The following is a 13,309-nucleotide window of genomic DNA, read 5'->3' on the forward strand; positions in this document are numbered from 1 at the left end:
ATTTTTTAACGTACGGCAATATAACGGCAAACCACACTTAGAGCGCGTGAATGACCGGCTGCTGCAATTTTTCTATCGCAAGACAATTTCGTAATGGTGGGCCGAAGGCGGCTACGTCAATCTCAAAAGTTTCGCCCTCTGCAACCGTAATTCCATCAACGCAGCTTAGTGTAGCCGTGCCAAAGAAATGCACGTGCACATCGCCGGGGCGACAAAACAACGGATATTTGAAATGGTGATATTCCAGATTGGCAATGGTGTGCGACATATTATCCTCACCGCTGAGAAATGGCTTTTCCCAACGCACCACACCGGCTGTGTCCAAAATCCGGGACATTCCTTCGACATGCGAAGGCAGTTCTCCCAGCAGCAACGCTGGCCCAAGTGAACATTGACGCAACTTGGAATGTGCCAGATACAGGTAATTCTGGCGCTCTGTGACGTGATCGGAAAATTCATTGCCAATCGCAAAACCGAGGCGATACGGCGCACCATTCGCACCGATCATATACAACGCGGCGATTTCCGGCTCTTCGCCACCATCCAGCGCAAAATGCGGCATCGTCAACGTTTGCCCATTTGCCCGCACGATAGAACCATCGCCTTTGTAGAACCATTCTGGCTGAACGCCGATATCTCCGGCGGCGGGCTTGCCACCGTCCAGCCCCATCCGGAACATCTTCATGCTGTCAGTCAGCGTATCAATATCGCTGACTTTTTTATGCATCGCATCGCGCCCATCGGCGCTGCCCAAATGCGTCAGGCCGGTGCCCGTGACAAAACAATGCGCATCATCGGCATGATCCAGCGGCGGCAGTAATCGCCCTTCGCTAGCCACCGTTGCATATGCCACAGAGTCCGCGCCCAGCGCATCACTTGCCAACTCTTTTAAAGACACGTTATTGGCAATCGCTGCCTGTGCCAGCGCGTACACCGACGCGTAACCATCGATTAGGCGAATTGAAAGATTGTCGTTCTCCAACACACCGATACGGCGGCTGTTGTCAGGTTGTTTTAACTGAACTAATAACATGGCAGATCCGATTTTAGAATGCGTTAGTGCGAATGCTTCGGCACGGCTGAGCCGCGACAGCCCACCAAAAAGTCGAAGTCGCAACCTTCGTCCGCTTGCAATACGCGGTCGATGTAAAGTTGTTGATAGCCGCCCTTCATAGCTGGCGGATTGGTGTCTGCGGCAGCCGCGCGTGCAGTCTGGCGCGTCGCCATTTCTGCGTCGCTGATATCCAGATGCAAGCGCCCTGCGTGACAATCTAGCTCAATCCAATCGCCATCTTGAACGATGCCCAGCGGTCCGCCGGCAGCGGCTTCCGGTGCGACGTGTAATACCACGGTGCCATAGGCAGTGCCGCTCATTCTTGCATCGGAAATACGCACCATATCCTTGACGCCTTGCGCTAACAACTTAGGTGGCAAGCCCATATTGCCGACTTCTGCCATGCCCGGATAGCCCTTTGGACCGCAATTTTTCATCACCAATACGGAGCTGGCATCGACTTCTAATTCAGGGTCATTGATACGGATTTTGTAATGGCTGAAATCTTCGAATACCACTGCGCGACCGCGATGCTGCATCAATTCCGGCGAGGCGGCGGATGGCTTCAATACCGCACCGCGTGGTGCGAGATTGCCGCGCAAGATACAAATGCCGCCGTCTGCAATGAGCGGATTATCGAGTGTGCGAATCACTTCGTCGTTATAGACTGGCGCGTCCAGGGTATTTTCCCAAATACTCTTGCCGTTAACGGTCAGCGCATCTTTGTGCGGCAACAAATTACCGTCTCCCAGACGACGCAATACGCCTGGCAAACCACCGGCGTAATAGAACTCTTCCATCAGGAAACGACCGGAAGGTTGCAGATCAACGATCGTCGGCGTACCGCGTCCCACTGTGGTCCAGTCTTCCAAATCAAGATTGACGCCGATACGACCAGCGATCGCTTTCAGATGGATCACAGCATTGGTCGAGCCGCCAATCGCAGCATTGACGCGGATCGCGTTTTCAAACGCTTCACGTGTCAGAATTTTGGATAGACGCAAGTCTTCCCACACCATATCAACAATCCGCATGCCGGACATATGCGCCAATACATAACGGCGCGAATCGACTGCGGGAATTGCTGCATTGTGCGGTAACGATGTACCCAGCGCTTCAGCCATGCAAGCCATGGTAGAGGCGGTTCCCATCGTATTACAAGTACCCGCCGAGCGCGACATTCCGCCTTCAGCCGACATGAATTCATGCATCGAAATTTTGCCAGCCTTGACCGCTTCGCTCAGTTGCCAAACCGCAGTGCCAGAGCCGATATCTTTGCCGTTATGCTTACCGTTCAACATTGGTCCGCCGGTAACGACAATCGCGGGAATATCGCAACTGGCAGCGCCCATCAGCAGTGCAGGCGTGGTCTTATCGCAACCGACCAGCAGCACTACAGCATCCATTGGATTACCTCGGATGGATTCTTCGACGTCGATACTGGCGAGATTGCGTGTCAGCATCGCCGTCGGGCGCAGATTTGATTCACCGTTAGAGAAAACCGGGAACTCAACCGGAAAACCGCCCGCCTCCAGAATGCCGTTTTTTACGTGCTCTGCAATTTTGCGAAAGTGCGCGTTACACGGCGTCAGTTCAGACCAGGTATTGCAAATCCCGATAATCGGCTTACCGTGAAATTCATGATCAGGAATGCCCTGATTTTTCATCCAGCTGCGATACATGAAACCGTTTTTATCATTGCTGCCAAACCATTCAGCAGAACGTAAAGGACGTGTTTTATCGATTGTCATCGTTGGCTTTCTTTTGAAAGGTGAGCAGCATCCTCCGGGTTCATTGATCCCGGATTGGTGCTGCAAATACTGAATAGAAAAAAATGCGAAAAAGTACGAAAGCGGCTGTGCTTATTTATTCTTGTTATAAACGTCTACACACACCGCAGCCAATAACACCAACCCTTTAATTACCTGCTGATAATCGATGCCGATACCCATGATCGACATACCGTTATTCATCACGCCCATCACAAACGCACCGATTACTGCGCCCATGACTTTGCCGACGCCGCCGGATGCCGAAGCGCCGCCGATGAAACAGGCCGCAATTACATCCAGTTCAAATCCAGTACCCGCTTTAGGTGTCGCCGTATTCAGACGTGCTGCAAAAATCAATCCGGCCAACGCCGCCAGCATGCCCATATTGACGAAGGTGTAAAACGATACTCGGGCGGTTTTGATACCGGAAAGTTTTGCGGCTTTTTCGTTACCACCGACGGCATAAACGCGACGTCCGATGGTCGTACGATTGGCGATAAAGGTGTACACCACCATCAACATAAACATGATGATCAAGACATTCGGCATACCTTTATAAGACGCCAGCAAGTAACTGAAAAATATGACGATTGCAACGAAAACAATATTTTTCAAGACAAAAAAGGTGAACGGCTCGTCTTCCATTCCGTGCTTGGTTTGACTAATCCGACCGCGCCATTTGACGACAATCAACGTCACCGCCACCACTATGCCCACCACCAAGGATGTAATCCGTAAATCAACGCCGCCAATCGGGTCCGGAATAAAGCCGGAGCTTAGTCGTTGAAAAGCATCAGGAAAAGGTCCCACTGATTGACCGTCTAACAATGCCAGCGTCAATCCTTTAAATACCAGCATGCCTGCCAAGGTAACGATGAAAGACGGGATTCTGAAAAACGCGACAAAATAGCCTTGCGCCGCGCCAATGAGCGCACCGGCGATCAGGCAAATGATGATCGTGACGATAAAGTTCAGATGAAAATTCACCATCAATACGGCAGCCAATGCGCCGACAAAACCTACTACAGAACCCACAGACAAATCGATGTGCCCCGCCACAATCACCATCAACATACCCAGCGCCATGATGACGATGTAGCTGTTTTGGAGGACCAGATTGGTCAGGTTCAACGGCCGCATCAAAGTGCCATCGGTCATGTACTGAAAGAACGCCATGATTGCGATCAGGGACAGCAACATGCCGTATTCGCGCATGTTCTTTTTCAGAAAACCGGCGTAATCCTTGGATTCGGCTATTGGAATCGGTCCGTCCAACTGAGTGTCGCTGGTAGCAATTTTTTGGTTCATATTAGTTATCTCCAATCTTTGCGTTTTTGACTATCGCACGCATAATTTTTTCTTGTGAGGCTTCTGCGGCCAAAAATTCTCCAACGAAGTTACCTTCGTTCATCACATAAGTACGATCGCACATGCCCAGCAATTCCGGCATTTCCGACGAGATCATGATGATGCATTTGCCCTCAGCCGCCAGTTGGCTGATGATGTTATAAATTTCGTACTTGGCACCGACGTCGATACCGCGTGTCGGTTCATCCAGAATTAGTACGTCCGGATTGGAAAACAGCCATTTACTGAGTACGACTTTTTGTTGGTTGCCGCCTGACAAATTCAGCACTTTTTGAAACACATTGGCGCAACGGATACGCAGCTTGCCGCGATAGTCCGCCGCGACCTTAAATTCCTGGCCTTCATCGATCACCATCATGTTCGAAATACCGCCGAGATTTGCCAGCGTGATATTTTTCTTGATGTCTTCGTCCAGAATCAGGCCGTAGCCCTTTCTGTCTTCAGTGACATAGGCGATGCCGTGATTAATAGCTTTTTGGACCGTGCCGACGTCAATTTCTTTACCGCGTAAAAAAACCTGTCCGCTGATACGTTTGCCGTAAGTGCGCCCAAAAATACTCATCGCCAGTTCGGTACGGCCAGCGCCCATCAATCCGGCAATGCCGACGATTTCGCCTTTTTTTACATGAAAATTAACGCCTTTGATCACTTCGCGATCAGGATGCAGCGGATGATGTACACGCCACTGCTTGACTTCAAAAATGGTCTCGCCGATATCGGGGGTGCGTTTAGGATAACGATCCGCCATTTCACGGCCGACCATATTCTGGATAATGCGATCTTCGCTGATGACTTCTTTGTGGCAATCCAGCGTATCCACGGTCGAACCATCTCGCAGAATCGTGATCGAATCGGCGACTTTGGAAATTTCGTTGAGTTTGTGCGAAATCAGGATAGAAGAAATTCCCTCTGCCTTCAGTTCAAGCAGCAACTCCAGCAGCGCATCGCTATCGCTTTCATTCAGACTGGCCGTCGGCTCATCCAAAATCAGCAATTTCACTTTCTTGGAGAGCGCCTTGGCGATCTCAATCAACTGTTGTTTACCCACACCCAGATTGGTGATCAACGTGGCAGGCGATTCTTTCAGTCCGACTTTTTTGAGTAATTCTTTGGCTTTGTTGTACGACAAAGCATCGTCAATGACGCCATTTGTAGCCTGCTCATTGCCGAGAAAAATATTTTCGGTGATGGATAACAACGGTACTAAGGCCAATTCTTGATGGATGATGATAATGCCGATTTTTTCGCTATCGGCGATCCCTTTGAATTGGCGTTCCTGGCCTTGAAAATGAATTTCGCCGGTATAAGTACCGTGGGGAAACACACCACTCAGCACTTTCATCAAGGTTGATTTACCTGCGCCGTTTTCGCCAACCAGCGCGTGGATTTCGCCGCTACGAACTTTCAGATTGACATTATCCAGCGCCTTGACGCCCGGAAATGTTTTCTGGATTCCCCGCATCTCAAGGATAGTTTCCATCTTTTAACCCTTATCGCCATCAAAGTGTCAGATGCAGATTGGCGCACCCTGACTTGATCAACGATTAAATTTCAACCGACTAGTTAACCAACATTCCCCATCGATGATCGTCTGGACGATTAGACCATTTCCATCTGACGGATTCCGGTGGATTGTGGATGAAGGGCCGCAGAATCCGCGCACGGATGAAACATCCGGCAATCGATTCCTGCGGCCCACGCTGCCTCACACCATGTATTATTTAATTTGCGCTTCGGTGTAATAGCCGCTACCAGTGACTAGCACTTGTTTCCAGTTAGATGCATCTACGATGACCGGTTTCAACAGATAAGCAGGCACAACTTTCACGCCATTGTTATAAGTCTTGGTATCGTTAATTTCAGGAGTCTTGTTGCTTAAGACGGCATCGACCATACCGACCGTTACTTTAGCCAACTCACGCGTGTCTTTGAAGACGGTTGAACGCTGCTCGCCACGGATAATCGATTTTACCGATGGGACTTCAGCATCTTGCCCAGTCACGACTGGCATTGGCAGTTTTGGTGTGCCGTAACCGACGCCTTTTAGCGACGAAAGAATACCGATACTCAAACCATCATATGGCGACAAAACCGCATCTACACGAGCATTGGTGTAATACGCACTCAACAAATTATCCATCCGCGCTTGTGCCACAGCACCATCCCAGCGCAGCGTAGAAACTTTGTCCATACCCATTTGCTTGCTGCGAACGACCAGCTTGCCGCTGTCGATATACGGCTTCAACACCGACATCGCACCATTGTAGAAAAAGAACGCGTTGTTATCATCTGCCGAACCGCCAAAAAGTTCGATATTGAATGGGCCTTTGCCGCTCTTCAAACCTAGTGCTTTTTCGATGTATCCAGCTTGCAGGACACCGACTTGGAAGTTATCGAAAGTAGCGTAGTAATTGACGTTTTTTGAATTGCGGATCAAACGATCATACGCAATGATCTTCACGCCTTTGTCAGCGGCTTTTTGCAATACATCGGACAGCGTGGTGCCATCAATTGAGGCGATAACCAGTACTTTTGCGCCCTTGGTTACCATGTTTTCAATCTGCGCCAACTGATTTGGAATGTCATCTTCAGCGTATTGCAAGTCGGTTTTGTACCCTTTTTCTTTAAAGACTTTGACCATATTGTCGCCATCGGCAATCCAGCGTGCGGAAGACTTTGTCGGCATTGAAATACCTACCAGCCCTTTTTCCTGTGCGCTTACCTGTGATGCGACGCCAATCAGACCTATCATCAATCCCAGAATCGTGGATTTAATCATCTTCACAACTTATCTCCTTAGTTTTTGTGGTGCTGCGAGTGTTCGTACTCTTTTTATGTACTCTTTTTATTTTATTGCGTCGCTTTTTAGCGATTAAGTTGCCTCTGACCGCGTTCTGACCGTATTTTTTGCCACCTATTTGACATCCATAATACGAATTTTACTGATATCAAACAAATGAATTTTTTTGCGAAATTAATACTCATTTCGGTATCAATCACACAAATCATAAATGTAGTTTAAATACACCTACGCATCATATTTGAATAATGTCGGTGAAACGCGATTCCAGTGTAAAAATTGTTGGGCGTGCTGACTAATCACTTTTTTTGCGAAAGTGATATTCATTTAGATATGAGTGAGGATGCAGTTTGGGCAATTAGAGGCAATACTGCGGAAAGCTAGCTCGACCATATAAGCTGCGGCGCTGACCAAACTAAGCAGAGCATTATTATTTGAATGCGCAGCCATACTTGCCACTAAAATGACAACGCACTTTATCTTGCCCGATCTGGGCTTACCTTTCGCCCGACCATCCACGACAGAAGGCCAGAAATTGCATTAAGCGCAGGGACAAGATTTTTTGGCGGCTATGGATCAGATAAAAATGACGATGTAGTCTTGGTAAAGTCGTATTCATTTCTACCAAACGTCCGCTTTCCAGAAAATCATTCACTACCGCCCGCGATAAACAACTCAGGCCAAGCCCGGCGGCTGTGGCGTGTTTTATCGCTTCCGAATTACCAAATTCACAATTTTGGCGCAAATGATGCAGATGCGGCAATAGCGCTTGCTCGACCGCTTCTCGCGTGCCGGAACCCGGCTCACGCAATAACCATTCGGCGTCACGCAGGGCTTTTACGCTGACTTTTTTCTCGGCTTGCTCTTGCAGTGAGCGCCCTTCCAGAATCGGATGATGCGGTGCGCAGACAATGAGCAAGTCGTCTAGCAGCCACGGTTCTACCAGCATGTCTGCCGCGTGGCACGGTCCTTCGATCAGACCGACATCGACCTCGTAGTTACCGACTGCCGCAACGATGTCGGCAGTATTGGCAATCGTGACGCGTACTTGCAGCGCGCTGTATTGCTGGCGATAGGCGGCGACCAGCGCTGGCAACAGATAGCTCCCAATGGTAGTGCTGGCGCCGATGCGGATGCCGCCGCCCTGCGCCATCTCTGGCGACAGGAATTGTTGCTCGATGGTGTTGGCGGCGTCGACTACCTGCGCGGCCTGTGGCAATAACAGGCGGCCATTGTCGTTCAGGATAAGTCGCTTGCCGACGCGATCAAACAGGCGGCAATCCAGCAAGTTTTCTAGTTCGTTCAGGGCGGCGCTGGTGGCTGATTGGGACAATGCGACTAATTCTGAGGCGGCAGTCGTGCTGCCGGAGTGCGCCACCGCGAGGAATATTTGTAATTGTCTGAACGTAAGGCGCATGGGGTGGCTGTGTATGGTGGAGAAAATCGCTGTCGAGCGTTGCTTACTCTACTACGCACTTCATCAGCGATAGGCAATTAACCTATAAAACAGGTTGATTATACAAAAATAATCGGTTTTTCTTTTAAATCAGCGCTCGATATAGTGATGCCATACCTGATCGAAGGGTCTTTTCTGGATTGGAACATCTGTGACTAGCGCGACTAATTTACCTACTTTGAATGCTACATCGAGCGCCGCGCCGCGTGCCGGGCGCTTGCCAGCAAACAAATCTAGCCTTGTACTAGGGCTGATTTTGAGTATTGTGATTGCGGGCGTGTCGACGCTGGCTGCGAAGATTCAGTGGCTTCAGAATAGTGGTTTTAGTGCGCTGACGATTGCGATTGTTTTGGGGATGGTGATCGGGAATACCGTCTATGGACGGTTGGCACCGGGTTGCGCGGTGGGTGTTGATTTTTCTAAAAAAAACCTGCTGCGGTTGGGGATTATTTTGTATGGTTTCCGACTGACTTTTCAGGATATCGGGAACGTTGGCATGAGCGGCGTGGTGATTGATGCGTTGGTGTTGACGTCGACATTTGGGATGGCGGTTTTGCTGGGAACGAAGGTTTTCAAGTTGGATAGAAATACTGTTTTGTTGATTGGTGCAGGGAGTTCTATTTGCGGTGCTGCGGCGGTGATGGCGACTGAGCCGGTGGTGAAGGCGCATCCTGCGCAGGTGACTGTGGCGGTGGCGACGGTGGTGGTGTTTGGGTCGTTGGCGATTTTTTTGTATCCAATGTTGTATCGGTTAAATGAGCAGTATCACTTTTTGGCGAATTCGGCATTGGCGTTTGGGGTTTATACGGGGTCGACTGTGCATGAAGTGGCGCAGGTTGTGGCTGCGGCGCGGGCGATTAGTCCGGAGGCGGCAAATACGGCAGTGATTGCGAAGATGGTGCGGGTGATGATGTTGGCACCGTTTTTGATGTTGTTGTCGGCGTATATTTCGCGTCGGCCGACGGCAGCGGCTAAAGATTCGACTAAGGAGTCGTCTGGTTCTGCGCCTATCAACGGCGGTAAGGCTGCTTTGGCTGTGCCTTGGTTTGCGTTCGGTTTTGTTGCGGTGGTGGGGTTGAATTCGATGGCATGGGTGCCGATGCACGTTACGGCGGTTATTACGGATTTTGATTCTGTTTTATTGGCGATGGCGATGGCGGCATTAGGATTGACTACGCATTTTTCAGCCTTGCGGCAGGCTGGTGTTCGGCCGTTGTTGTTTGCTGCGGTGCTGTTTGGGTGGTTGATTGTGGGGGGAGCGGTTATTAATTCTGTGGTTATGAGGGTGCTTGGGTGAGGCTGGTGAGTTAGTTTAGTCAGGTGGGTATTTAACACGGTTAGCGCTCCGTGGATGCTTGCCGGGGAGGGTGTGCCGGATTTTGTGTAAACGGAATTTTGTTTAAATCGGTGTCATCCGTTCTTCAAACTGGATTGTGAAGCGGTTGAGTGCCCCTTTCCAGTCCCGTAATGGCATCGTCCATTTCTTGCTGATGTTGTTGAGCGCCAGATAAAAAAGTTTGCTGACGGCCTCATCAGTGGGAAATGAACTGCGGGTTTTGATGATTTTGCGCAGACTCATATTAATCGATTCGATGGCGTTGGTGGTGTAAATGACCTTGCGGATTTCAGGTGGGTAGTCGAAGAACGGCGTAATCCGCGCCCAGTTACGGCGCCATGACAAACTGATCGCCTGGTAGTCCTTATCCCATTTGGATTCAAATTCGGTGAGCATGATGTCGGCCTCATCGATGGTCGCTGCGGTGTAAATACGCTTGAGATCGGCAGCGACTTCCTTGCGCATTTTCCAGGAGACGAAATTCAAACTGTTGCGCACCATATGCACAATGCATAATTGAACGGTCGCCTTTGGATACACCACTTCGATGGCTTCAGGGAAACCTTTTAATCCATCGACACACGCAATAAAAATATCCTGCACGCCGCGATTCTTCAGTTCCGTCACGACACTAAGCCAGAACTTGGCACCTTCCGTCTGCGCAATCCACAGTCCCAGAACTTCCTTGTTGCCTTCTCTATTCACGCCGATGGCAAGGTAGACGGCCTTGGTACGTACCGTGCCGGTGTCGCGCACTTTGACGTGAATACAGTCGAGATACAGAATCGGATACAAGGCATCGAGCGGTCTGGCCTGCCAGATCTTGACCTCTTCGCTTACCGCATCGGTCACTGACGAGATCAGACTGGGCGATACTTCGGCACCATAAATTTCTTCCAGGTGGCTCTGAATCTCTCTGACCGTCAGACCACGGGCGTAAAGCGAGATGATCTTGTCGTCAAAGCCAGTCCATCGGGTCTGATGCTTGCTGACGATTTGCGGGGCAAAGGCACCTTGGCGGTCCCGGGGAATATCCAGGGAGAGCGCACCAAAATCGCCTTTGAGCGTCTTGAGGCTGTGACCATTACGGGTGTTGGACGTGTCGTTCGTGACTGAACTACTTTTGTCGTGACCCAGATGATCAGTCATTTCGACTTCCAAAGCACGTTCAACGAGCATCTTGGTGAGCTGTTTGAGCAAACCGTTTTCGCCAATCAGGTCTTCAGGTTTCTTGTAATTGGCAAGCAGGCTATCCGCCAGCTTCACCAGTTCAGGATCGGGCTTAACCCGCTCGCTTCGTTTTATGTAGGCCATTTTTTTCCTCTATGGTGGCAGTGTCCTGCCAAATGACCGTTTACACAAAGCTTAATACACCCTCTTGCCGGGGGCCGCCCCCGGCTTGCCTCTACGGAGAAAAATTCGTTTCAACTACAACTTAAAACCTCGACAACAAATCTACCTGACTAATCAATGGCTCCGCATCACCCGGACTAACCCGCTCATAACTCCCGTCGCTAGTCATATCCCATGCAGATGCATTGTCCTGCAAATGAATCAACAAACTTTCCTCAATCACACGCCGCTTCAATTTACTATCCAAAATTGGAAACGCCGTCTCAATCCGTCTAAATAAATTCCGATCCATCCAATCGGCACTGGACAATGTCACATTCTCCTCACCATCGGCGTAAAAATAAAACACCCGATGATGCTCAAGAAAACGTCCGATCACAGACCGTACTTTAATATTCTCCGACAAGCCCTCAACACCCGCCTGCAACGCACAAACGCCCCGAATAATCAGCTGAATTTTGACGCCAGCTTGCGATGCCTCATACAACGCAGCAATAACCGTCGGCTCCAGCAACGCATTCATCTTCGCGATGATATAACCCTGCCGCCCTGCTTTAGCAGCATCAACTTCCTTCTGAATTGATTTCAGAATATTCGCGTGCAACGTAAATGGCGATTGCCACAAGCGCTTAAGCGGCACTTGCTTGCCAAATCCGGTCAGCTGTTGAAAAACATTATGTACATCTTCACAAATTTTATCGTCGCTCGTCATCAACCCAAAGTCGGTATACAACCGCGCCGTGCGGGAATGATAATTACCCGTGCCAAGATGCACATAACGCTTCAGCTTGGTATGTTTAGCATGACGTTTGCGCCGCACAATCAACAGCATTTTGGCATGCGTTTTAAAACCGAACACGCCATACACAACATGCGCCCCAACCGCCTCCAGCTTGGCGGCCCAGCCGATATTGGTTTCTTCATCAAAGCGCGCCATCAACTCTAAAACAACCGTCACTTCTTTACCATTTTTAGCAGCCTGCATCAACGCATTCATCAACGCCGACTCATTACCGGTACGATAAATAGTCTGCTTGATCGCCAATACATCAGGATCAATCGCAGCCTGCTGCAACAGCTCCAACACCGGCTGAAAACTCTCATACGGATGATGCAATAAAACATCATCCTGATCGATTACATCAAACACCGATGAACCGGTAAAAAACGACTTTGGCAGTACCGGCGTATGCGGCACAAACTTCAAATCAGGCCTGTCGACCAAATCCGGCAACGGCATCAAGCGCACCAAATTCACTGATCCATTCACGCGATAACAATCGGCTTGCTGCAAACCATTTTGCTTCAGCAATCGCAACACCAGCGACGCGGGCGTGTCTTCTGCGACTTCTAAACGTACTGCATTGCCGAGTTGACGCGTCGGTAGTTCGCCCTGTAACGCTAATCGTAAATCCGTGACTTCATCTTCATCGACAAACAAATCGCTGTTGCGCGTAACACGAAATTGATAGCAACCACCGATCACTAATCCCGGAAACAACTCACCAACAAAGCGCTGCATGAAACTGCTTAACAAAACGAAGCCATAAGGATGCGGCGACAGTTCATCCGGCATCCGTACCAATCGCGGCAAAGCGCGTGGCGCTTGCACGATCGCCAGTTCCGGCTCGCGCCCGAAAGCATCTTTTCCGCTTAACTTGACGGCAAAATTTAAACTCTTATTCAGTACTTTAGGAAACGGATGAGCCGGGTCTAAGCCTATCGGCGTCAGGACCGGCAGCAACTCCGATTTAAAAAATTCGTAGGCCCAGGCACTTTGTTTTTCGTCCCAATCGGACTCGTTATAGAAGGCAATTCCTTCAGCGTTTAATGCTGGCAACAATACCTCATTAAACAGCGCGTATTGGCGCGCAACCAGTTGCTGAGCGCGCTCGCTGATGACCGCGTAAGCGTGTTGCAGCGACATGCCATCGGGCGTGACGCCATCGATAGAATCGCGCATTTGCTGCTGTAAACCAGACATCCGAATTTCAGAAAATTCGTCCAGATTGCTACTGGTGATGCAGACAAAGCGCAAGCGCTCTAGCAACGGTACGGAGGAATCCTCCGCTTGGGCCAGTACCCGCTCATTGAAGGCCAGGACACCGAGTTCGCGATTGAGCAAAGGAAAAGTCATATTTTTCAGTAAATGGTCATCGTGGAAAAAAAA

Annotated in this window: 9 protein-coding genes; 1 reads left to right on the forward strand and 8 read right to left on the reverse strand. The window is 49.8% G+C overall.

The genetic code is table 11. The features are described 5' to 3' along the window. Positions 1-37: 37 nt before the first annotated feature. From araD1 to C7W93_RS22345, 6 genes are all read right to left on the reverse strand, one after another. Positions 38-1,033 (reverse strand): AraD1 family protein, encoded by a 996-nt coding sequence (gene araD1 / locus C7W93_RS22320; protein ID WP_108442529.1) that lies wholly within the window; start codon positions 1,031-1,033, stop codon positions 38-40. 23 nt (positions 1,034-1,056) lie between these two features. Then, positions 1,057-2,805, reverse strand: coding sequence for an IlvD/Edd family dehydratase (locus tag C7W93_RS22325; RefSeq protein ID WP_108442530.1), 1,749 nt, complete (start codon positions 2,803-2,805; stop codon positions 1,057-1,059). A 111-nt stretch (positions 2,806-2,916) separates the two neighbouring features. Further along, positions 2,917-4,134: a multiple monosaccharide ABC transporter permease gene (mmsB, locus tag C7W93_RS22330; RefSeq protein WP_108442531.1), complete on the reverse strand. Its 1,218-nt coding sequence runs from the start codon at positions 4,132-4,134 to the stop codon at positions 2,917-2,919. Between the two features lies 1 nt (position 4,135). Next, positions 4,136-5,674, reverse strand: a complete 1,539-nt coding sequence (gene mmsA, locus C7W93_RS22335; RefSeq protein WP_108442532.1) for a multiple monosaccharide ABC transporter ATP-binding protein — start codon at positions 5,672-5,674, stop codon at positions 4,136-4,138. Between the two features lie 237 nt (positions 5,675-5,911). Next, complete coding sequence (gene chvE, locus C7W93_RS22340) at positions 5,912-6,946, reverse strand: multiple monosaccharide ABC transporter substrate-binding protein (RefSeq protein WP_225870013.1); 1,035 nt, start codon at positions 6,944-6,946, stop codon at positions 5,912-5,914. Between the two features lie 544 nt (positions 6,947-7,490). Then, positions 7,491-8,411, reverse strand: a complete 921-nt coding sequence (locus C7W93_RS22345) for a LysR family transcriptional regulator (protein ID WP_108442534.1) — start codon at positions 8,409-8,411, stop codon at positions 7,491-7,493. A 190-nt stretch (positions 8,412-8,601) separates the two neighbouring features. On the opposite strand from C7W93_RS22345, the gene C7W93_RS22350 reads away from it, so the two are divergent. Continuing rightward, positions 8,602-9,747: a YeiH family protein gene (locus tag C7W93_RS22350; protein WP_370446519.1), complete on the forward strand. Its 1,146-nt coding sequence runs from the start codon at positions 8,602-8,604 to the stop codon at positions 9,745-9,747. Between the two features lie 102 nt (positions 9,748-9,849). Here the strand turns inward: C7W93_RS22350 and C7W93_RS22355 are convergent, their stop codons facing one another. Both C7W93_RS22355 and ppk1 read right to left on the reverse strand, forming a co-directional pair. Next, positions 9,850-11,100 (reverse strand): IS256 family transposase, encoded by a 1,251-nt coding sequence (locus C7W93_RS22355; RefSeq protein WP_108438557.1) that lies wholly within the window; start codon positions 11,098-11,100, stop codon positions 9,850-9,852. Positions 11,101-11,221: 121 nt separating this feature from the next. After that, positions 11,222-13,276 carry a polyphosphate kinase 1 gene (ppk1, locus tag C7W93_RS22360; protein ID WP_108442535.1) on the reverse strand — a complete coding sequence of 685 codons (2,055 nt, stop codon included), beginning with the start codon at positions 13,274-13,276 and terminating at the stop codon, positions 11,222-11,224. Between the last annotated feature and the right edge of the window lie 33 nt (positions 13,277-13,309).

The organism is Glaciimonas sp. PCH181, assembly GCF_003056055.1.
Classification (GTDB): domain Bacteria; phylum Pseudomonadota; class Gammaproteobacteria; order Burkholderiales; family Burkholderiaceae_D; genus Glaciimonas.